19 protein-coding genes are annotated in these 21,491 nt (G+C 45.2%); 11 read left to right on the forward strand and 8 right to left on the reverse strand.

All coding sequences use genetic code 11. The features are described from left to right. The first annotated feature begins 15 nt into the window (after positions 1-15). The 3 genes from K6T99_06535 to K6T99_06545 all read left to right on the forward strand — a co-directional run bounded on the left by K6T99_06535 (position 16) and on the right by K6T99_06545 (position 3,729). Positions 16-1,323 carry a Gfo/Idh/MocA family oxidoreductase gene (locus K6T99_06535; protein MCL6519473.1) on the forward strand — a complete coding sequence of 436 codons (1,308 nt, stop codon included), beginning with the start codon at positions 16-18 and terminating at the stop codon, positions 1,321-1,323. 101 nt (positions 1,324-1,424) lie between these two features. Continuing rightward, a complete protein-coding gene (locus K6T99_06540; GenBank protein MCL6519474.1) occupies positions 1,425-2,336 on the forward strand; it encodes an FAD:protein FMN transferase in 912 nt (303 codons plus the stop codon). A 4-nt stretch (positions 2,337-2,340) separates the two neighbouring features. Then, entirely contained in the window at positions 2,341-3,729 is a 1,389-nt protein-coding gene (locus K6T99_06545) for a hypothetical protein (GenBank protein ID MCL6519475.1), read from the forward strand. Positions 3,730-3,761: 32 nt separating this feature from the next. Here the strand turns inward: K6T99_06545 and K6T99_06550 are convergent, their stop codons facing one another. Next, positions 3,762-4,631, reverse strand: coding sequence for a glycosidase (locus K6T99_06550; protein ID MCL6519476.1), 870 nt, complete (start codon positions 4,629-4,631; stop codon positions 3,762-3,764). A 269-nt stretch (positions 4,632-4,900) separates the two neighbouring features. Here K6T99_06550 and K6T99_06555 point away from each other — a divergent pair, with 269 nt between their 5' ends. Continuing rightward, positions 4,901-5,578 (forward strand): DUF1080 domain-containing protein, encoded by a 678-nt coding sequence (locus K6T99_06555; GenBank protein ID MCL6519477.1) that lies wholly within the window; start codon positions 4,901-4,903, stop codon positions 5,576-5,578. 72 nt (positions 5,579-5,650) lie between these two features. On the opposite strand, the gene K6T99_06560 is transcribed toward K6T99_06555, so the two are convergent. The 5 genes from K6T99_06560 to K6T99_06580 form a co-directional block, all read right to left on the reverse strand. Further along, complete coding sequence (locus tag K6T99_06560) at positions 5,651-6,544, reverse strand: sugar phosphate isomerase/epimerase (protein ID MCL6519478.1); 894 nt, start codon at positions 6,542-6,544, stop codon at positions 5,651-5,653. Positions 6,545-6,617: 73 nt separating this feature from the next. Continuing rightward, positions 6,618-7,967, reverse strand: a complete 1,350-nt coding sequence (locus tag K6T99_06565) for a Gfo/Idh/MocA family oxidoreductase (GenBank protein MCL6519479.1) — start codon at positions 7,965-7,967, stop codon at positions 6,618-6,620. A 38-nt stretch (positions 7,968-8,005) separates the two neighbouring features. Then, positions 8,006-9,595: a family 10 glycosylhydrolase gene (locus K6T99_06570; GenBank protein ID MCL6519480.1), complete on the reverse strand. Its 1,590-nt coding sequence runs from the start codon at positions 9,593-9,595 to the stop codon at positions 8,006-8,008. 100 nt (positions 9,596-9,695) lie between these two features. Then, positions 9,696-10,553 carry a sugar phosphate isomerase/epimerase gene (locus K6T99_06575; GenBank protein MCL6519481.1) on the reverse strand — a complete coding sequence of 286 codons (858 nt, stop codon included), beginning with the start codon at positions 10,551-10,553 and terminating at the stop codon, positions 9,696-9,698. 10 nt (positions 10,554-10,563) lie between these two features. Further along, entirely contained in the window at positions 10,564-11,322 is a 759-nt protein-coding gene (locus K6T99_06580; GenBank protein ID MCL6519482.1) for a sugar phosphate isomerase/epimerase, read from the reverse strand. A gap of 262 nt (positions 11,323-11,584) precedes the next feature. On the opposite strand from K6T99_06580, the gene K6T99_06585 reads away from it, so the two are divergent. After that, positions 11,585-12,826, forward strand: coding sequence for a DUF2029 domain-containing protein (locus K6T99_06585; GenBank protein MCL6519483.1), 1,242 nt, complete (start codon positions 11,585-11,587; stop codon positions 12,824-12,826). Positions 12,827-12,939: 113 nt separating this feature from the next. Here the strand turns inward: K6T99_06585 and K6T99_06590 are convergent, their stop codons facing one another. Beyond that, on the reverse strand, positions 12,940-13,596 hold the full coding sequence (locus K6T99_06590) for an alpha/beta hydrolase (GenBank protein ID MCL6519484.1): 657 nt from the start codon (positions 13,594-13,596) through the stop codon (positions 12,940-12,942). A 122-nt stretch (positions 13,597-13,718) separates the two neighbouring features. On the opposite strand from K6T99_06590, the gene K6T99_06595 reads away from it, so the two are divergent. Genes K6T99_06595 through K6T99_06620 form a run of 6 tightly spaced genes read left to right on the forward strand, consistent with a single transcriptional unit; the run spans position 13,719 to position 20,099 of the window. After that, positions 13,719-15,227, forward strand: a complete 1,509-nt coding sequence (locus tag K6T99_06595) for an aldehyde dehydrogenase family protein (GenBank protein ID MCL6519485.1) — start codon at positions 13,719-13,721, stop codon at positions 15,225-15,227. Positions 15,228-15,265: 38 nt separating this feature from the next. Further along, entirely contained in the window at positions 15,266-17,509 is a 2,244-nt protein-coding gene (locus tag K6T99_06600; protein ID MCL6519486.1) for a family 14 glycosylhydrolase, read from the forward strand. A gap of 4 nt (positions 17,510-17,513) precedes the next feature. Next, positions 17,514-18,188: a creatininase family protein gene (locus K6T99_06605; protein ID MCL6519487.1), complete on the forward strand. Its 675-nt coding sequence runs from the start codon at positions 17,514-17,516 to the stop codon at positions 18,186-18,188. 33 nt (positions 18,189-18,221) lie between these two features. Beyond that, complete coding sequence (locus K6T99_06610; GenBank protein ID MCL6519488.1) at positions 18,222-18,647, forward strand: hypothetical protein; 426 nt, start codon at positions 18,222-18,224, stop codon at positions 18,645-18,647. Between the two features lie 3 nt (positions 18,648-18,650). Continuing rightward, entirely contained in the window at positions 18,651-19,079 is a 429-nt protein-coding gene (locus K6T99_06615) for a hypothetical protein (GenBank protein ID MCL6519489.1), read from the forward strand. A gap of 6 nt (positions 19,080-19,085) precedes the next feature. After that, the gene (locus K6T99_06620; GenBank protein MCL6519490.1) at positions 19,086-20,099 is read left to right on the forward strand and encodes a hypothetical protein; all 1,014 of its coding nucleotides are present in this window, start codon (positions 19,086-19,088) and stop codon (positions 20,097-20,099) included. Here the strand turns inward: K6T99_06620 and K6T99_06625 are convergent. After that, the gene (locus K6T99_06625; protein MCL6519491.1) at positions 20,096-21,484 is read right to left on the reverse strand and encodes a hypothetical protein; all 1,389 of its coding nucleotides are present in this window, start codon (positions 21,482-21,484) and stop codon (positions 20,096-20,098) included. The two genes, K6T99_06620 and K6T99_06625, sit on opposite strands and share 4 nt — an antisense overlap. Between the last annotated feature and the right edge of the window lie 7 nt (positions 21,485-21,491).

Consider the following 21,491-nt stretch of genomic DNA (forward strand, 5'->3'; position numbering starts at 1 on the left):
AAGGAGTGCAATTCTATGTCTGAAAAGCAAAAAAAGAAAAGACTAAGCCGCAGAGAGTTTATCAAAGCTGCGGGCGTAACTGCCACCGGGGTTGTAGCGGGCTCAATTGTTCCCACGAATCTTCAGGCAGCTGAATCACTTCCATCCCCCAAGGTTCTGGGAGCAAATGACCGCATCAACGTGGGAATAATAGGCGTTGGCGGCATGGGACAAGGCCATCTCAATCACTTAAAAGGCATGCAGGAAGAGCAAAACATCCGAATAGTCGCCGTTTGCGATGTGTGGGACAAGCGCCTAGAAAACTCAAGAAATGCTCTCAATCTGCCTCGTTCCTATGCCTATAAAGATTATCGAAAACTTCTAGAGCGGAATGATATCGACTCTGTTGTAATCGCCACGCCAGACCACTGGCACGCACCAATTGCCATTGCCGCCATGGAATCTGGCAAACATGTATATATAGAAAAGCCCATGACCCACGACTTCGAAGAAGCGGTTGACATGTGGAAAACCGCTCAGCGTACAAAAAAGCTTGTGCAAGTGGGTTCGCAAGGCTGTGCTGATGCAAAATGGCATAAGGCAGGTGAATTGATAAAAGCCGGCCGAATTGGAAAGCCGATTTGGGCACAGGGTGGCTACTGCCGAAATAACCCCAATGGCGAGTGGAATTATAACATCGATCCTGATTTGACTCCGGAAACATGCGATTGGAATATGTGGCTTGGCAATGCGCCCAAGCGGCCCTTCAGCCCTGAACGCTACTTCCGATGGAGGAAATTCTGGGATTATGGCACAGGAATCATTGGTGATTTGTGGCCCCACCGCCTTCACCCGTTAATGATTGCACTAGCAATGACCGAAGAGTGGCCATCCAAAGTTACCTGCATCGGAAGCATACTCTGTAATACTGATGCAGGCCACGGTGAACCACGCGATGTTGCCGAAGCAACATTGTTGACTGTTGAGTTCCCTAGTGGAACAATGATCTTTCTCGCTGGTAGCACAGTAAACGAACGCGGCGTAGAAGACATGATACGTGGGCAAAAGGGAAATCTCTATTTCGGCGGCGGAAAAGTCCGAATAGAACCCGAGCGACCTTTTGCAGATGAGGTTGAAGCCAAAGATGAACCTTACGAGGGCCCTGGTGAGAGCCAAGTCGAAATGCACAAGAACTTGTTCGATGCAATTCGAAATGGCGCAAAACAATATTGTCCGATTGATTTAGGAATTAGAGTTCAAACCATTGTCTCAATGGCAGTAAAAGCATACCGCGAGAATAAGACTGTACGCTTTGATCCGAAAAAGATGCGAATGATAGCTTAAAAATATAAGTCTAACAACGGATGAGGGGAATTAATATTCCTCTCATCCGTTACACAATCCTCATTAATTGAGTTTACCTCATACATATTAGAAAACCCTATATGGTCCCAACATTGCCAGTTAAATTATCAATTCCTGCAATGGGGACACGCTTTGAACTAGTCCTCTACGGCGATAACCCATTACGGCTACGATCAGCAGCAGAGGAAGCCATTGCCGAAATTGAAAGACTTGACCAGCAGTTGAGTTTCTACCGTCCGGATAGCGACCTGTCATGGATTAACACGCATGGAGCAAAAGGACCCGTCAAGGTAGAACCACGCATGTTTCGGTTGCTTAAGCAAGCGCTTGAAATCAGCCGCCGCACAGCCTCTTCGTTTGACATTACAATCGCACCACTAATGAGAGCTTGGGGATTCGTTGGCGGCAAAGGTAAAACACCTGATTCAAGTGTTATTGAAACCGCAAGGTCTGCCACAGGAATTGACCATATCCACCTAGACCCTGAGCGATTCACCATTGCTTTTGACCATCCTGGAGTTGAACTTGACCTTGGAGCGATTGGTAAAGGTTATGCAATTGAACGAGCAGTTGAAATACTGCGAGAAAACGGCATTAAAAGCGCCCTTCTTCATGGCGGAACCAGTAGTATCTCTGCAATTGGTACTCAACCAGACGGAAAAAGGTGGAAAATAGCAGTAAATCATCCAATCATAAAAAATAAGCCGTTTGATATATTTGAAATTGAAGACAGTTCGCTGTCTGTATCCGCATCGCATGGGAAAGCCTTTACCGATGGCAAAATGCAATATTGTCATGTAATTGATCCTAGAAGTGGGCAGCCAACCCGCAAAGCCTTAATCGCCGCAGTTGCAGGTCCATCATCAACAATTTGTGATGCCCTCGCAACCGCTTTACTTGTCCTAGGCGCACCAGGCTTGGAATTACTTGCGGCCGAATTTCCCAACTATAGCGCAAAAGTTTTGGATAACGAACACAAAGTTTTTGAATAAGGACATGGATTGCAGATTTTTAACATTAATAATATTTGCGATTATGTTACTTTCATGCAATGCTGAGGCAAAGCTCAATCCTTTTGCCAAAAGCATCCAAATTGACCCAAACTTCAGCTATTATATGGACCGCAGTCCGGAGAGCATAGCATTGGAGATAAAAGCGAACGGATTCAGTGCCGTCCGTCTAATAGTTACCAATGACAACAACGTCAATCCCAAATTGATTGAAGAGTTCCATAAAGCAGGCATTGCGGTTTGGTATGAAACATGGGGCAATGGAACATATGCATTTGCTTCGCTACCGCCAGGCTCAGAAAAATGGCAGATGAAGCTAAAATCAAAAAAGGCAAATGAAGCAGCAGCTGGGTTTGTATACCTTTGCATGAATAATCCTGAATACCGCAAATGGAAAAAAGAACAAGTCGTCAAGACACTCAAGCACATTCCATTCGATGGCTTTGAAATCGCCGAAACATTCTGGCCTGCGGTTAATGGACCAGAAAGTGACTACTATGGCTGTTTATGCGACCATTGTAAAGCCGCCTTCCTTAAAATGTATCCAGAGGAGAAGTCAATTCCCGACTTCTTTGATAAAAAAAGCCCGAATTATTACAAAACCAACTCTAACCTTTATAAGAAATGGGTGAGCTTCCGTTGCCAGAGCATAGCATCATTCCAAGATTTCATTATAAACAGCCCAGGCGGAGTAAGGAATACTCGACCGAACATCAAGGTTGCTGCTTGGGGAATTGCAGATGATATTCCAAATCCCGTTGAAACGCTCAGGGAGTGGGAAGGGTCGGATGGACCGCTTATTGTAACGACCGTAAGGCCGGACATCTATGTTATCCAAACCGATTGGCCAGATTGGTCAAACCCGAACTTGCCTGCTGATTATCCATTAAAATACAAACCCTTCGTTGATGCCGTTCGCAAGGTTTCAGGTGTTCCGATTATTATGCAAACAGACGTTGGCTCAAAAGAGATGTGCCGACGTGGCTATGAATGGATGCATAAATGTGAAGCATCAGCAAAAGAAGCAGGAATGCTAGGTATCACCGCATATGAATATCACCTTAATCTTGATATTTATAAACTAGAACCCCGCCCTCTTTATGCAATTGGCAAGAAAAACCTAATTACAATAGTCTTCAATAAGCGGCTTGATCCTAAAAAGGCATCTTGTATTGAGAACTTTGTGGTCACTCCATGCAAAATCAACGATATAGAAGTAGACGGCAACATTGTTCATTTAAAGGTAAAAGGTAAGCCTAATGTTGTTGCCGTGCGCAACCTTGCTGACGATTATTCAAAAAGGTTTTTCAAAAATTACCCTGCTGTTGCCATGTCTGCCGAGGTAAAAATACCTGTGAAGTGGCAAGAGAAATAATAGCAATTTCCTTCTAATGAACATTTGCCCTTTTAAGTCCTGTACTTTCTAAGCAACCCAAGCAAGTCCGAAAGATGAGCAGTTGCTAGGCAGACGCAAGTGTCGGCAGCGCCATAATATACACGAATTTCATCACCAAACCGCGTGTGTCCACAAGCAAAAACCACATTTGGCACAGCACCGCTTACCTCATAGTGTTCGTGGGGACCAAGAACCCAAAAAGGAAGTCTTGCAATCATTTTTCTGGGGTCTTCTAAATCAAGTAACGCCATTCCCATGCGATAGGTTGGTCCAGCGGCGAACTCTTTTACTCCATGATATAATACAAGCCAACCTTCAGGTGTCTCAATTGGCACAGTGTTTGTGCCAACCTTACTTCCATCCCACATTGGCCCACCGCGTTCCATAAGAACACACCAAGGTCGGCCCCAATGTATAAGGTCAGTCGATTCGGTCAGCCAAATATGTTGAATTTGCCCTGCCTCTGGCCGGTGGAGCATCCAATATTTGCCGTTAATTTTTCGTGGAAACACCGCTGCATCCTTATTGCTCGGTGCCAGCGCCAAACCAATACGTTCAATGCTCTTAAAATCCTTTGTGGTTGCAAGCGCTACGCCTGCGCCAAAAGGAGAATAGGCGGTATAGGCAATTACGTACTGCCCTAGGTCATCCAAATAGGTTATTCGTGGATCTTCACAGCCATACTCTTCATATGGAGAAGCATTTTGCGAAGGAGATAACAGCGGGTCAGGCTCAATTCGCCAGTCAGTTATTCCATCAATACTTCTGGCTACAGTCAGGTGTGATTTACCTTCCAAATCCTCTACTCTTAGGAGCAAAACTGTTTCATTTCCGACTAAAACCACTCCAGGGTTGTAAACCGCCTGGCAGAGATATGGCATATCACGAAAAGTTATTATAGGGTTGTGCTTCGAACGCCTGAAAACCTCATTTATTAATTTCACTTTGCACCCAGTGCCCCCTTTACAATTTATTGGACGCTAAGCGTTAATACTGCAAGCATCGATTCATCGTGTGTTTCCTAGGTTAGCAAATTTCTATTAATATATTCCCAAGAAAATTAGGAAATTACGCACTAAGCGTCGAATACTTTACTAAATGCATTTCAAACTCGGCATTTGCTGAGCACTTTGTATAGGAGGAATATACCTTGAAACGTTTTTGTACACCTTGCATCACTCTCATTCTGCTTTTGTGCTTCATATCAGTTAACCATGCTGGGTCAAAATGCACTGCCGACCCATCAGGATGGAAGTATTTATTCGATGGTAAAACATTAAAAGGGTGGAAAGCAACTGGCGATCCAAAAGGTTGGACCGTGGAGAATGGTACAATTGTTAATCTTGCAAAGGGTGGCGGCTATCTCGCTTCTGAGAAGACCTATGGCAATTTTCAACTTGAACTAGAGTTCAAGCTTGAAAAAGGAGTAAACAGCGGCGTCTTTTTCCGCTGGGCAAACTTGAGTGATCCAGTTCAAACGGGGATAGAAATTCAGCTTCTAGATTCTTATGGTGTACAAAATCCGAGCAAGCATGACTGTGGGGCAATCTATGACTGTTTAGAACCAAAAAAGAACGCTTGCAAGCCAGCTGGTGAATGGAACAACTTACTACTCACCTGCAAGAACAACATGATTCTCGTGGACCTAAATGGGGAACGAATCATTGTCATGAACCTCGACAAGTGGACAACTCCACATAAAAACCCTGATGGTACAAAGAACAAGTTCAATACCGCTTACAAAGATATGCCCCGTTCCGGACATATTGGTTTTCAGGACCATGGCGGTAAAATCTGGTTCAGAAACATACGCATCCGCGAGCTTTAGGGGCTCTGGAACATAAACTTTTGGTCAAAAAAGACAGCCGGCTGTTTGTAAGCCGGCTGTCCCTGCTTCACACTATTCGCCGGCTATTATTTTGTCCATGCGAATGGCAACATCTTTTAGATATGCGGCATCGCCTCCCGGAAGCTCCGCCGTCAAATAACCTTTATAACCTACCTCGTCGAGCGCCTTGCGTACTTCAATCCAATCGACGCTTCCTTCACGCAGGTTTTTCCACTCACGAGTATCCTTTTTAAAATCCTTTACATGAACCCTGTAAATTCGTTTTCCAAGCGTGCGGATCCAATCTTGCGGCCATCCAAATGCCACAACGTTTCCGACATCGAAGTACGCTCGAACAAATGGACTATCAAGCTCATCTACATACCGTGCGAATTCCATTGGGCTTAGCAGGAAGTTATTCCATACGTTTTCAATCGCAATTGTAACATTCAAATCCTTTGCCGTCGGGATAATGCGCCTGATATTTTTCTGAGATCGGTGATATGCATCTTCATATCGCGTATGTTCGTTGACCACTGCTGGAACAAGCAGGAGGCAAGCCGCACCCATTTCCTTCGCTCCTTTGAGCCCTTCTTTGGCCGCTTGGACTGCTTCGTCCTGCGTTTTCTCATCCGCAGCGGATAGTGGCTTTCCCCAGCCACCGTAGATTACCGAGTGAATTTCTATGCCTGCTTTCTCTGCCGCTAAACGCATAGCTTCGGTTTCTTTTGGATCTGTCAAAGGCGGTGCTTCGACGCCGTCAAATCCACAATCTCTTGCAAGCTTCATGCGGTCTTCGGTGCTTAGATTTCCTGGCAGCATGCCGAAAACCAACGCCTTTTTAAGCTCGGATTTTGACACTGAACTTTCCTCCTTGGCAAATGTTTCCGATGTTATTAAGCTTGGTGACAAGCCAGCCGCCAACGCAATTTTCGCTGCCCGCCCCAAGAACTCACGTCTTTTCATAACATTTTTCCTCTAGAATTCGGAGTGATGGAAATTTTTAAATAACCTATTTTGTTTCTTTACCCCAATCCTGCTACACTTTGGGAAAAACCCAGGGCTTTCGGTAGATTGGCGTTACAAGTTCGTTGGCTTCCTTGTCGCCAATGATTTCGCCCTTTTTTGCATCCCAACGAACCTTGCGCCCTACTTTCATTGAAATATGCGCAATGTCGATGGCAATAGCTATTGGCAAATGGTAATCGAAATTGCATGACGGTTGCTGTCGGGTTTTAATTGCATCCAAGAACTCCCTGTCATGCCCTGGCGACGAAGGTATCGTTGGAGGCGGAGGAGTGAATTCTTCGCCCTCCTTCATCTTTTGCTTTTCAACAACCACTTTGTGGCTGCCATAATCACCTAGCAAGGTAGCATCAGTCCCATGGAAAATTACGCCTAGTCTTCGCCCTCCATCTGGTGGACCGCCAAAGTCGAAGTTATAGCTATTTCCACACATGTTTATCCACGACATAGTGAAGCCAGGAAATTCCCAAACTGCATCTACTGTGTCGGGGATGTCGCTAATGTCGTCAGCCACGAATCTTCCACCAGTAGCATTTGCAGACAGGGGCTGTCCTGGATCCATTGCCCAAAAAGCAAGGTCGAGAATATGGGGACCTAGCTCGCTTAGCCAGCTTGCCACATAGTCTTTAAAATACCTGTGAAACTTAAATCGTGCTTCATTATATGGCACTTTTGGCGCAGGTCCAAGCCACGCATCCCAATCCAATCCTAGAGGCGGTTCGGAATCTGGTGTCTTACCTATGCCCCCAGGATACTCGTTCATAGTACAAATCACGCGAACAGCCATCACCTTACCAAGCTTACCTGATTGAACTATTTCGACACAGCGGCGGAAGTTGTCCAAGGAGTGAATTTGTGTCCCCACTTGCGTTACACGCTTATTATCCCGCGCTGCCTTTGCCATCGCAATTGCTTCGGCAGGATAGCGCGAAATTGGTTTTTCGCAGTAGACATCCTTCCCAGCTTGGCAAGCATAAATGGACATTAGAGGATGCCAATGAGGCGGTGTTGTTATAACAACTGCATCGATGTCCTTCTGCTCCAACACCTCGCGGAAGTCTTTGAATGCCTTTGCCTTGCCTTCGGTCTTTTCAACAGCCGCATTCCGGCGTTCCTCGCTTACGTCGCAGACGGCCCCAATTTCCACGTCTTCGTATTTCATGAACCCGTTCATGACGCCCATTCCGCGACCACCAAGCCCAATACAACCAAGAACGATTTTCTCGTTTGCTGAAACCACTTTTCTTACCTCCTGTGCTGCAGCGTGGCTAACAGACAGACCCATGCCCGCTGTTAATGCCATCGCCGAAGATGACTTAAGAAAATCACGCCTACTCAATTTGTGAGCCTTTCTCGCTTCCATTTATGAAGCCTCCAAACTTTTTCTATTGCCTATGTTCGTCATTGGCTGTTGACCGTCCTTGCAAATTTCAAGACTGGTTCTAAATCCGAACTTATATAATGGCAACAGAAAAATACGATTCCTTTAACACCTCTTTTTCGACAAAGTTCAATCTGGTGTCTAACATAATCCTTTTCTTGAGGAACCGCTTTTTGGTCCTTAAATGTATAAATCGACAGCCCAGGAATGACCTTCTCGTGCCACTTCGGGAGCTTTTCCCACTCATCAAAAGCCCTAGCCAGCTCCTCATGGCCAACATACGCCATTGGAATCACATAATCAATAAAGCCCTCTTTAATCCAACGTTGCCAATCTTGGAGAACCCCATCCGCGCTTGCCTTTTTATAGAACACAGCCGCAGTTACTTTGATATTAGGGCGAATCCGCTTTGCAGACTGGTAGACATCCTTTACAAGATCGCTGATGCGGTCCATTCTCCACTGTTTCCACGAGGCCGTTTGTTTCTGCAATAGCTTCTGCTCGCTTAATTCCTTATCAACAGGCATTGCAGGGTCATCTACGGTGGGCGTGATGACTTGCTCATCAGCAAAGAAGCTTGCCGGACGATCAACACCGAGAACAACCATAAGGTCGTGCATATTCACCGCTGGCCCATCTATCCAAATTACATTCATTCCTTCTTCGACAAGCTTTCTCAATTTAGCTGCGTCTTGCTGCGACCAAACGTAAATATTCGACACGACAAGGATTTCGTCAGCGGAGGGCTCATCTTTCCCAAATTCTGCAGTTGTAGCTTTGAATCCAATGCGTTCCAGCCATGCTTCAGCAGCATTTTTAAAAGCCGAACCATAGCGCTTCGTATTTGCCTCAGAAATGAGAATTCGGATTCGCTTGGAATCAGCGCCGAATCCTCTGAGCTTTGCGCGCAGAAAATTGTCTAAAACGAGAAATCTAGAGTATTCGGCGTGCCAATTAAACAATAATACACTCCCTTTTCCTAAACGGTTGTCGACAATTGCAGGAATGCCATTATCAAATACAGCGAGGACTCTGCCAGTAGTAGCAGCATGAACTGGGTTTGCACTCATAGTCAACCTTAAGGGAAATTTATCCCATGTGGGCAAATCAAGCCCGGTAGCCTTGCGGAACTCTTCAGCTGCTTCCCCGTAGCCCAATGACATATTCAGAAAGCGTATATAATCGAAATGTATTCCATCCAAATTAGGGTATTGCTTCACCGCCGAGAGCATTAAGTCCCGCTGGAAATCCCGAACTTCTTTTTTTGTGAAGTCAAACCAACCTGCCTTCTTGCCTTCGGCATCTTCCGCAAGCCAATCTTGATGCTTTGACGTGATAGCACCATTCTCGGCTTCTCCGTTCACAAACCAAGCGTGTACCTTAATCCCCCTCTTGTGAGCGGCTTCTATGCAGTACCCGAGGGGGTCGAAGTCGCCCACAACGGAGCTTGACATCGGACAAAGCGGCGTTTTGAACCAAGCTTGCTCATGATGGAAAACGAGAACAAAGATATTGTCTATCCCACAACGCTGTGCTTGGTCTAACGTCTTATCTGCAACTTCTTTGCTTATAACTCGCTCCGGGTGTACCCAAAGGCCATTAATTGCCATCGTGGAGCTCCTAAACAACCAAAGGCAAGCACACACCGCAATTAATCTAAAAGCCACCATTCGCATTTCTCATTTCCCTTGTGGTTAGATTTCTGCTTTCCTAATCGCTGTCTTTTACAAACAGCGGTCGAAGGAAATTGTAGCCAAGTTTCAATCCTTCAACTCTTCGCTCACCAGAAAAAACAGGGTCTTCATGTTCTATCGCCGCCCCACCGTTGTAGCCTACTTCCCTCAGCGCGGAGATGAAACCAGCCCAGTCTATCACACCAAATCCGGGAATCCTATACCTCCACCAACCGCGGCTGAAAAACCCCTTGCAACTCAAGACGTCTTCTTTTATTTCGGTGTCCTTCAAATGAACATGGTGAATCCTCGAACCAAAGGTCTTAACAGCACCGATGTAGTCAATAAACTGCCAAACCAGGTGGGAGGGGTCAAACTCTAAACCTAGAGCTGGAGAGTCAACTGCGTCGAACATCATTTCCCAAGCAGCTGGGTGAAAGCCAAAATTTTTCGACTTAGCCGGAAGATTTGAAACTGCTGGCCAATTTTCAAATGCGATTTTCACACCGTTATTTTCGGCGATTTTTGCAATCTCACCAAACGCCTCTCTAAAAATTGGAATGTTTTCCTCTAATGATTTCTCAGGATCTCCGGCGGACATTGCAGCAATAACAGGAACGCCCAATTCGGATGCAAATTCAATCACAATGCGGAAGTCGGATATTCGCTCTGCGGCTGGCTTGAAAGTAGCATCGTAAAACGACAACGCCGTTAACGCAATGTTGTACTTCGCTTGAAGCTCACTTGCCAACTTTGCGGCCTCCTTGCGCTTGTCCGTGGACTTCAAAACCTCCGCAGGCCAAGACTTTGCGTGAACCTCTAATCCATCATAGCCGATGGATGACGCCAGCCTAAATTCATCTTCATTGAAAATCGTTAGATATCCTAGCTTCATAAGCATCTCCTTACCTATTTCCCTCAGCCAAACCATTTGAAGTTAGGTATTCATAGCTTTTCTTAACGTCGAGCAACATGTCTCCATAGGATGCATCTAACTCAACAATAAGCCAATCAAGAACATTTGGATCTGCGGCGCCAATGATTGCTGGAAAATCAAGCTTGCCTGATCCTACCGCCGTGTGTACATGCTCACCTTCTTTCAACAAGCCATCCTTAATATGAAGCAACGGCATACGAGACTTATATTGTGAAATAATCTTTACAGGGTCAGCTTTTCCAAATGCACACCAATATACGTCAAGTTCGCTAAAAACTTCGGGAGCCTCCCCCATGATTATGTCAAATGCGTACTTGCCATTCAATGTTACAAACTCCCACCAATGATTGTGAATGCCAAAAGTCATGTCGTATGCCTTTACTAATTCGGCTGCTCTATTGAATTTGTCAATCGCCCGCTTGCACGCATCAATAGTTTCAAATTCAGCCGGTCCAAGCCCACTAATCACTCGTTTGTTGCCTAATGTAAGCTCGGTCTCGCAAATCTGGCTTACATTTTCTGAAGTTGGCAGTGGCGTATGGCTGCTGGAAACCTGGAGACCGAGGTCATCAATAACTTTCTTAATTTCCTTCGGGTCGTGCCCGTGGAGTCCAGCAAATTCGACACCCTTGTATCCGATGTCTGCGATTATTTTTAGGGTGCCAGGAAAATCTTGCTTTGCCATCTCGCGGACTGTGTACAGTTGAATCGAAATTGGTTTCGCCATAAGCTACTCCTTATTATCCAAAGTCTCCCCTTTTGGGATTAATTCACAACCATTGAGACGTTTCGACAATATCCAAGGAATACCTCCAAAACATAAAGCATATAATTTAATAAAAAACATGTTTTTTTAGTTGTTTAGCCGAATTCGCGAATACCCTGGCTACACAAGAAACAACACCTCAGAGCACAATCCTGACGACCTAGAAAGCTTTGACAAACCCCAGGAGTGATATTATCATAATCATGGTCTTGGAGGGCACCAATTGAAACTGCGATGGTACCATATTCTCGCGTTCGCACTGCTGGCGGCCTATTGCATAAGGCTGTTGTATGGCTTTGCACAAGAGACATCCAATCTCCAGTGGGACTTCAGGACTTACTATTACGCAGCTAAAGCTCACAAAGCTGGGCTCAATCCATACAGTTTAACCGATCTCTCGCGCATTGCCGGTACGTCAATTACGCTTCGCTACGTCTACCCACCCATTATCCTGTATTGTTTTCGTATTTTTGCACTGCTTCCCTACGCTGCAGCATATTGGGCGTGGCTGTTGCTCAAATCAATACTGCTATTTGCTCTTATTCGGCTCTGGATAAGGGTATTTTTAATTAAAGAAGCAGACCCGTTTTTCTATGTCTTCTGCGCAGTTGCTTTTACTGGCTGTTTGTTCCACGACATTATTGCAGGCAATATATCTATAGTAGAACAATTCCTTTTGTGGCAAGCTTTTGCGTTCTACCTGAAACGCAAAACAGGGCTGTTCTGCATTTTTCTGACATTAGCAAGCATTTTCAAATTGACCCCGATATTGTTCCTACTGCTTTTGTTGTTTAGAGACGACAGAAAAAGGTTCTTATATGCTGTAGTCTCGCTTTCCATATTCACAGCGGCAATCTTGCTACCAATTTTGCGCTATCCTGACCTTGGTCGAAGCTTCTTAAACACCATAACCCGCCTGGATGAGCGCGCTGAACAATACAATCCCTCAACACTGTCATTCGTAAGAGACGTATGCGACCTAGCGGAGAAACATATTGGCATCAAAATATCCTCTCTCACGGAAACTACTCTTTTCCTTGCCATTTGCATAGCCCTGCTTGCAGTATCATGGTGGGCATTTCGCAAGAATAGCCTGTTAATAAAAGCAGATGAGAGAATAGGTTTATTCCTTTGGTGTTTTGCTCTTGCGCTCGTGATGCCTCGGTTCAAACCATACTCTTACATCCTCTTACTTGCTCCAGCCTATTATTTGATAAAAAACACAAAACACATACATGTAAGCACTCTTCTCTTTCTAATTGCAGCATCACCGACGCCTGAAATTATGCTAGGGTTTGGTCTTTTCGGCATGATGGTGGCGTCCTACTTCCTATTGCTACTGGTATTCGGCCTCTGGGGGCTGTTTATTTATGAAATGACAGTCAGTTCACTAGAAATTAAGCAACAAGCTTCGCGACAAGCACGCATTGCACAGGTAGCACAACGTAAAGAAGTGAAAAATTAGATATCAGATGTTAATGGGATACGATTTTATTCACTTGAAGGCTATGACTTGCAAAAGATTTTAAAGCACCCGCCTACTTTGAAATAATAGTTCTATTGGTATTTTCTCATTATTTACTTAGATGCTTCGCGTTCAAGGTATTTTTTAAACCACTCCCTAGCAAGCCGGGCCACTTCCTCCAGCGCACCTGGTTCTTCAAAAAGATGGCTAGCACCGGGGATTATTACAAGCTCCTTTGGACCTGGAAGTAAATCATAAGCTTCGCGGTTCAAGGGAATTATAGGCCAATCTGCGCCGCCAACGATTAGAAGCGTAGGAGAAGTTACATTCACAAGATATTCCATGGCAAGGTCGGGACGTCCACCACGCGAGACTATCGCCTTGATAACATTTCCCAACTCCGCTGCCGCAATCAACGCCGCTGCCGCTCCAGTGCTTGCTCCAAAATAACCCAAGTTAAGAGAACGTGTTTCCGCGTCAAGCAATGCCCAATCGGTCGCAAACATCAGGCGCTCTGCAAGAAGTTCCACATCGAAAACTTTTTCTCTGTCCTCAGCCTCCCACTGCTCAAGCAAATCAAACAGCAAAGTCGCTATCCCTCCACGCCTTAGCTCATGTGCAACAAACTGGTTCCTAGGACTAAATCGCGAACTTCCACTGCCATGAGCGAAAATGACCAATCCAAAAGCATCTTTTGGTATAGCCAGGATTCCTTCCAACGTCGCTTGCGGAGTTTCTATCGTCACTTTTCTCTCAACTTCAGTTGCCATTTTATTCTCCTTGCCCTAAACAATTTTAAATGAATTTTCCTGCAATTTTTATTTGCGAAACATAGTCGGTCTACCTTGACACATACCTCTTGAATTATTAGTATACCAACATGGAGGATAAAATGGCAGGCTTTGAAAGAATTACCAAGTTAGAGGTTGGAATGCCTATTCTTGTCGGAGGCGACCGCATTGCATATGTATCAGCAGATTTGGCTGAAAAATATAAGCCAGGGGACCAGCTGATAATTCTGAGAGAAACGGGCGATATACTGCTTATCCCAAAGGAGATCCATGATTTGGTAACTTTAGCTGTTGACAAGGCGCTAGAAGCCTTCGAAGCTCTCAGGCTAGTTTCCGATGAACAAATAACCCAATTCTACACCAATTTTGCCGAGCGATTGGCAGATGATGCTACATGGGCAAAAATTGCTCAGGCAAATGAAGCTGACGTGGCACGTGCAAAGGAAAAGGGGCGCTCAACCACTCGACTTGTAGCAGACGAAAAGATGCGGCGAACTATGATTGCTGGTCTACAACAATGGCGTGATCTCCCCTCCGGGCGCGAAAAGGTGATACGAACCTATCAGCATGAAGGTTGGAAGCTTGATGAAGTCCAAAGCCCCTGTGGAGTTGTCGCCTTTGTGTTTGAAGGACGCCCAAACGTCCTTGCTGACGCAACCGGCGTACTAAGAACAGGAAATACTGCTGTGTTTCGCATCGGAAGCGATGCATTGGGTACAGCACAAGCAATGATGAAAACTGCTGTCAAGCCAGCTCTAATATCTTCTGGTTTACCTGAACACTCAGCCATCCTGCTTGAAAGCACAGAGCATTCAGCCGGGTGGGCGCTATTTGCAGATCCCAGATTGGCACTTGTAGTTGCTAGAGGTTCAGGCAGGGCAACTGAAGTTTTAGGAGCAATTGCGCGCCAGGCTGGGAATGTTGCAAGTCTTCATGGTACTGGCGGCGCATGGATTATAACTGATGAAACCGCAGACCCTGCAAAGTTCGAGCTGGCAGTTTATAACTCAATTGACAGAAAAGTATGCAATACTCTAAATGTTGTTTGCATACATCGCTCTCGGGCAGCCGACCTCATAGAAAGTATGTTAAATGCGCTCAAAAGACGAAGTGAGAAGCTAGGCCATGGATACCGAATCCACGTCGTCGAGAAAAGCGAGAATTTCATACCAAAAGAGTTGTTCGAGACGGAAACCGAAGTTCTTAGGGCAGATGGAATTCATCGCGAACCCATCGCCACCATCTTGCCCCAAAACAAACTAGGGTATGAATGGGAATGGGAGCAAACGCCCGAGGTAACTGTGACAATTATTTCAAACCTAGCGGAGGGCATTCAGCTTTTCAATGAGCAAAGCCCTCTTATGGTTGCCTCACTGATTAGCGAAGATCCAACTGCTCACGAACGCTTTTTTGCAGAAATCAATGCCCCATTCGTAGGGAACGGATTCACTAGGTGGGTTGACGGCCAATATGCTCTCAGACGACCAGAGTTGGGGATATCAAATTGGCAAAATGGCCGCCTACTAGCTCGCAGCGGCATATTAACTGGCGACGGAGTCTATACCATCCGTCTTCGAGCACATCAAACGGACGCCGATGTTCATAGGTAGAAAGAATAATTATTTTGTAAAGGACAGCGATTCAAATTATGCGAATTTTATTTTTGTTGCTCATATTAGCAACAGCTAGCCCTTGCTTACCAGCTCCAGTTGCTACGTGGATTCCCAACCAACCGGCAGGACTTAACGTCGTTTCGGTGCCAGACGGCCAGTGGGAAGCTTGCGTAGTAACCAATCGAGATGCAATTCGATTAAAGAAGGGCACCCAACCAAAAAGCAACTATTTGTACTTTAAGCTTTCCCCAGACTTAAGGGCAAAATTTGGCTTCGACGCTTGGCTGATTGTTGAATTCTTCGACAATGCACTATCGCATGTAGGAGTTCAATACAATTCTAGCCAGGCGTATACCAATGCTAAAGGTTTCCTTCTTACAGCTACTGGTGAATGGCAAAAAGCTATGATATATCTGCCAAATGTGAAGTTTGCTGGTCTCCAAAACGGCGGCGCAGACTTTAGGCTTTCGCATTCCGGAAGTTCGCTCACTGTCTCAAAAGTTGAAATATATGCTGAGAAACCATACGTACAAATACCGTCGGACAAGGAGCGTGTCATGAAAAACTTAAAGTTTAATCCCGCACCAAAAGGTATGTTTTACACTTTTGGCGTGAACGAAATCGATGAACCATCAGCGCTCTTTTATAGGTCGCTTGGTGTAACTAGCATCGAAAGTTATGTCACATGGGAGACGTGTGAGCGCGAAGCTGAAGGAAAATGGGATTGGTCCTACTGGGATAAGCAGGTCCAAGTGCTCAAGGACACAGGTTTAAAATGGGTACCATTTATAATTCTTGGGCCGGCATACTCAACGCCTGATTGGTTTAGAGCAAGCAAAGAACATTTCCCCTGCCGTTGTCTTGAACATGGAATTGATAGCAAAATTGAATCGCTTTGGAATCCAAATTTACCAAAGTGGATTGAGCGCTTCATTGCCGAGTTTGCAAAGCGATACCTCGACTCAAACATAATTGAATCCGTTCTGCTCGGTATCCAAGGTGACTTTGGCGAGGCAATTTACTCAGTAACTGGTGGCGGCTGGACCTTCAAAATTCCTGGAGAGTATCACAACCATGCAGGCTACTGGTGTGATGACCCCTATGCTCTCTCTGATTTCCAAAAGTTTGTTGAGAGAAAATATAAGACAATCCAATCGGTCAATAAAGCATGGGGTTGCTTATTTGATTCCTTCAATAAGGTTGATTTTCCCGGGAGAAAGGACGAACTAACAGCTTTCCAAGCGAAGGCTAAATCAGGCGACCCTAAAGCACGCCGCAGGTGGCTCGATTTTATTGAGTGGTACCGTGAGGCAATGACCCGATGGGCAGACTGGTGGATAAAAATAACAAGAAAGTATTTTCCTACAGCACCGATTTATTTATGCACCGGCGGCGATGCCGAACCTAGGCATGGTTCAAATTTCGCCGAACAATGCCGAATTGCCGCAAAATACGATGCCGGAGTGCGCATCACAAATGAAGCATCCGATTATGCCACCAATTTTGTGATTACACGATGGGTGGCTTCAGCGGCGAAGTATTATGGCGCGTACTATGGTTTCGAACCTGCTGGAGCCGAGGACGAGAAAGGTATAGTTGCTCGTATATACAACGCCACAGCTTCGGGTGCAAATCAACTTCACGACTACGCAGGTAACGTTACCCAATCGCAAGAGCGAATCGACACACAGCGCAAACATTTGAAATACCTTTTCCATGTCGAGGAACCAATTGTTCCAATCGCACTTTGGTATCCCAACGTCCACATGACCATTCATTGGGGCGAGGGCTATTTTGGTAAGGCAGCAACTTTTAGGGACTACACGGACTGGGATTATATAGATGAGACAATGCTTAGGAACAGAGCGCTAGAAAGGTACAAATTGCTTGTAATCCTCCATGGAAGGATTATCGAGACGGATGACGCTCGGCGAATTGCAGATTGGATAAAAAAGGGCGGCAAAGTATTAGTCATGGATATAGAAAAGTTTGAAAGCGTAGAAGGCACAAATGAACCTGAGCAAGTCTTGACACAGGCTGGAATTACCCGAGTGAATGGCTGGAATGAGTTAATTTCGGAGCTTCGCAAGGCATTGGCAAGCTTTGGCTATCCGGTTTACGACCTGAAAAAGGATGGAATTTTTGGCACTCAAATTAGCAATAATAGATTTCTTTTCCTAAATACTTCTAAAGCTCAAGCGCAAATTGAGATTGAAAATCTGGGGAAGAAATACAAGGCTTTCCTACCTGCTGAGACAATAACGGAGGTTGACCTTTAAAGCTATGAGATATGAATACATGAAGCCAGAAGATTATCGCCGTGCGAAAGAGACCGCTCCAATAGCATATCTACCTTGGGGAGCTCATGAATGGCATGGAGTGCATAATCCGCTTGGATTGGACACACTCAAGGCACATGCCCTTTGCTTGGAACTCTGTGCTGAGACAGGAGGCATAGTTTTCCCAGCAGTCTACTGTGGTTTTCAGACGATGAAGCCTTACGCTGGATTCGACTGCACGCTAGAGTTCAGCCGTGAATTGGTGCAGGAGCATGTTCGGCAATATTTAGCAGAACTCGCTGCTGAGAAATTCAAGGTCATCGTGATTGTTATGGGTCATTATGGTGGCGAACACCAAAAAGCAATTCAAGAAGTAGTTTCGGAATTTAACTCTAACCAACATTCAACAGTCGCGTGGGCTTTTCCAGACTATGAGCCCACGAAAAGCGAGGGATTTCCAGGCGACCACGCAGGAATTGGTGAAACTTCCTATATGATGTATTTCTACCCCCAGCTTGTTGACCTTTCAAAACTTCCAGAGCGAGAGTTAACCACAAGCGAAGATGGCATAATGGGAAACCCCCGACTTGCTTCCTCAAAACGTGGGCGTGACCAAACTAATATCTTTGTAAAGAATGCCGCTTTGAAGATTAAAGAACTACTCCAAAAGTCATTGTAATTAAAGTTCAACCTTCCAACGGCGGTGGCTTACATGGCAAATGTTCATAAGGATTTCCATGGTTGCTTCAGCTATGCACTCAAGTTCCTTTATGAGGAATTTGGATTTAGTGAAGTGGAGGAATATCTTCGCAGAATAGCACGCAACGTGTATGCACCACTTATCGAGTCACTTCGCAGTTTTGGGTTACCAGCCTTGAAGAAATACTTGGAAAACATAATGGCTTTAGAAGAAGCAGATTTTGATTTGCAATATAAAGATAGTAAATTGCTACTAATAGTTAAGAAGTGCCCCGCCCTTCACCATATGCGCGCACGCAGCTATGAAGTCTTTGAGCGATTCTGCGAATCTACACGAATCATAAACGAAGAAATTTGCCGACAGGCTGGGTACAAAGCAACCGTAAAATATGACCAGCTAAAGGGAACGTGTACGCAGTGCTTTCAAAAGGAAAAATGAAACATGATTTCTTGCACTGAATTTGTTATGGCTTACAGTGAACTATTTGCTTTCATCGAAGATCGTCATGGAAAAGAAACATTATTGCGCTTTTGGGAGCAATTATCTGATAAATTCTTATACAACCTTCGACAACTTGTAAGTGAGAAAGGCCTTGCCGGCATGTATGAGTATTGGACGCATACGTTAACCGAAGAGGGTGGCAAACATTCGCTAATTTTGACCAATGATGAATTCCGAATTGAAATGGAATGCTGTCCCTCGATCTCTATTCTACGCAATAATCAGCATCTAAAGCCCTACTATGATTACTGCGAACACTGCAAGGTACTTTACAAAAGAGTAATTGAACCATTTGGTTACCACTGCGAGTTGTTAATCCATGACAGCACCACTGGAAAATGCACACTCAGGGTGAGAAGGAAAACTTAAACTACCATGAGAAGACTGGCAACCTGCTTAATTTTCATCAGCCTGCTTTCTTCGGCATATGGGTCCATCGAGTGGCAGAATGGTCCGATGTTGCCCACTGCACGCGATAGACTTGGCTCAGGAGTGGTAGGCAATCTGTTCATAATTGCAGGAGGAGCATATTGGAAAAAGATGGAAAAATGGTACCACTCTGATACAATAGCTTACTCTTCAAAGACAGACAAATGGACTCGCCTGGCCTACCTTCCGAAAGCTGGTGCTTACGGAGCAAGCGCAGTTATGCAAGACAATCGTGGCAACGAACAGCTATTAATCGCAGGCGGCTCAAATGAAAGCGGCGCATACGCAAACTGCTTCCGACTGGTTAAAGAAAGAGGAAAATTTCAATGGAAGCAACTTCCCTCGCTGCCTAAACCGCTTGCCGGAGCCTCTGCCGCTGTTATTGAAAACAGGTTCTATGTGTTCGGTGGGGCATCGAGCATGAATGAAGAAGGAATCCGCACCGCTTGCCCTACTCTCCTCGAGCTCAGATTCGACAATCATATGGTCCCAGAAAATCGCTGGCGCGAAATTATACTTCCAAATGCACCATCACCGAGAATAGGAGCAGCAGTTGCATCGTGTGGGAAGCAACTCTTTGTTTTTGGAGGATATGGCGTGCAAGCAGACGGCAAGCTTGGCAATTTTAACGATGCGTATGTTCTGGATTTATCCAAACCAGGGATTCGCTTGTGGAAGCGAATAGCTAATTTGCCAATTCCAGTCAGATGGGCAAGCGCAGTTGCGCTCGACTCAGATAACATTGGAATCTTTGGAGGATATGGCGAATATTTTCTCGACAAATCCTTTATTTACAATATAGAAAAAGACACCTATCGCATTGATTCACCAATCCCCAAAGCAACAGCCATAATGGCATCAGGCATCAGTAGGGATGGAATAATTTTTCTGGCAGGCGGTGAAGACGAACCTAAGCATCGGACAGCATCGTTCTTTATTGGCCGATGGAAACCAGACTAACGAAAGCATATTGAGTAGAGGTCAGCATCCATAAGTTTAAATCTCAAGCGCACTGGCTTTCCTGCCAAGTGGGAAACATCCTTTTTACCGTTCCATGAAACTACTCGCATTATTTCATCGCCATAGATTGTTTGACAATCCTCCATAGCAAATCCCGGAATAGGCTTGCCATCCTTATCCTGTATTTCAACCTTGACTTCACCAATTGCTGAAGTTGAGTAATTTATCACTAGTTCCTTGCCGCTAAAAATGAGAGCTTTTGTAAGCATTTCACCACCATTTGCGTCGGCATGCAGCGAAACAAAACCGTCTTTGCGAATTGTTGTCCTCATCAAACCATTGGTAGCATGACGGTAGTGCTGTGAATAATAAATTGTCAGCTCACCTGATTTGAGCTCAAGAATTCCCCATGCCGCCATTACATTACGGTCCGTCCAATTCTCTTGGTCGAGCCCTGGACGCACGAACGCCTCCCGCCATCGCTTGAACTTCAACCCATCTCTGCTGCTAATAAAAACCCCATCTGAGATACCCATTATAGGATGAGATTCAACCGCTTTTCGATTTGGCACAAAACGCTTTGGGAAGCCAACATAAATATGTGGCGCATACGGATATGGCATGATTGCATTAGTGTAAAGATGCTCAGCAGGAGTCTCACCCCAATCCAGCCATTCTCCTGCGGTCCAATGAATAAAATCATCCGAGGTCGCGCGTTTGACATCGCGAACTTGATTTCGAAAATCCCTGTAGTAGCAAACATATTTCTTTAGATTGGCATCCCAGAAAGCAACGTTTTGAGAATCAAAAGCACCGTCGGTGATAATAGCATTGTCGCTAAGCTGCTTCCAACGATAGCCATCTTGAGATACAAATGCGTAGAGAACACTTCGTCCATCACCCGATCCCGGCGCAACCGCCTTGTATAGCTGGTCAGACTTCGCAGTGGGATTGGTATCTTTAAAAGGAACAAACGCATGGCTGCCTTTTGAAAACCAAACAATATTGTTGTCTTTCGACCCATTGAATTCATATATTCCAAGCTTGGGCCTTTCCCAATGTATTCCATCTGTGCTTTCGGCAACACAAGCTACCTCAGGGTGGCTATTCTCGCCATTCGAACCTCTGTAATACATTTTGTACTTGTCGCCGTCGCGGAAAATTGTCACGTAAGCGCTAGTATCTCCTTCCCATGGAGCATCGAATGTAAAAACAGCACCCTGTGGGATAGGATGATGTAACTCGAGTGAAACTCCCTTCATATGCTCGATTAAGTAATCATCGATAAAAAGCTCTAGTCGTGTTCCGATATTCAAAGCCTCTTCTCCTAGCGCTGCCTTTAGCATGAAAACAAGCATCATGCCAATACAAACTAATATTCTCATTTTTAAC

Source organism: Armatimonadota bacterium (assembly GCA_023511795.1).
Classification (GTDB): domain Bacteria; phylum Armatimonadota; class UBA5829; order DTJY01; family DTJY01; genus JAIMAU01.

Excerpts from the sequence above, each read along its gene's own strand:
- K6T99_06535 (MCL6519473.1), top strand. The coding sequence starts at position 16 with ATGTCTGAAAAGCAAAAAAAGAAAAGACTAAGCCGCAGAGAGTTTATC.
- K6T99_06540 (MCL6519474.1), top strand. The coding sequence starts at position 1,425 with ATGGTCCCAACATTGCCAGTTAAATTATCAATTCCTGCAATGGGGACA.
- K6T99_06545 (MCL6519475.1), top strand. The coding sequence starts at position 2,341 with ATGGATTGCAGATTTTTAACATTAATAATATTTGCGATTATGTTACTT.
- K6T99_06550 (MCL6519476.1), bottom strand. The coding sequence starts at position 4,631 with ATGCCATATCTCTGCCAGGCGGTTTACAACCCTGGAGTGGTTTTAGTC.
- K6T99_06560 (MCL6519478.1), bottom strand. The coding sequence starts at position 6,544 with ATGAAAAGACGTGAGTTCTTGGGGCGGGCAGCGAAAATTGCGTTGGCG.
- K6T99_06565 (MCL6519479.1), bottom strand. The coding sequence starts at position 7,967 with ATGGAAGCGAGAAAGGCTCACAAATTGAGTAGGCGTGATTTTCTTAAG.
- K6T99_06570 (MCL6519480.1), bottom strand. The coding sequence starts at position 9,595 with ATGGCAATTAATGGCCTTTGGGTACACCCGGAGCGAGTTATAAGCAAA.
- K6T99_06575 (MCL6519481.1), bottom strand. The coding sequence starts at position 10,553 with ATGAAGCTAGGATATCTAACGATTTTCAATGAAGATGAATTTAGGCTG.
- K6T99_06580 (MCL6519482.1), bottom strand. The coding sequence starts at position 11,322 with ATGGCGAAACCAATTTCGATTCAACTGTACACAGTCCGCGAGATGGCA.
- K6T99_06590 (MCL6519484.1), bottom strand. The coding sequence starts at position 13,596 with ATGGCAACTGAAGTTGAGAGAAAAGTGACGATAGAAACTCCGCAAGCG.
- K6T99_06595 (MCL6519485.1), top strand. The coding sequence starts at position 13,719 with ATGGCAGGCTTTGAAAGAATTACCAAGTTAGAGGTTGGAATGCCTATT.
- K6T99_06600 (MCL6519486.1), top strand. The coding sequence starts at position 15,266 with ATGCGAATTTTATTTTTGTTGCTCATATTAGCAACAGCTAGCCCTTGC.
- K6T99_06605 (MCL6519487.1), top strand. The coding sequence starts at position 17,514 with ATGAGATATGAATACATGAAGCCAGAAGATTATCGCCGTGCGAAAGAG.
- K6T99_06610 (MCL6519488.1), top strand. The coding sequence starts at position 18,222 with ATGGCAAATGTTCATAAGGATTTCCATGGTTGCTTCAGCTATGCACTC.
- K6T99_06615 (MCL6519489.1), top strand. The coding sequence starts at position 18,651 with ATGATTTCTTGCACTGAATTTGTTATGGCTTACAGTGAACTATTTGCT.
- K6T99_06620 (MCL6519490.1), top strand. The coding sequence starts at position 19,086 with ATGAGAAGACTGGCAACCTGCTTAATTTTCATCAGCCTGCTTTCTTCG.
- K6T99_06625 (MCL6519491.1), bottom strand. The coding sequence starts at position 21,484 with ATGAGAATATTAGTTTGTATTGGCATGATGCTTGTTTTCATGCTAAAG.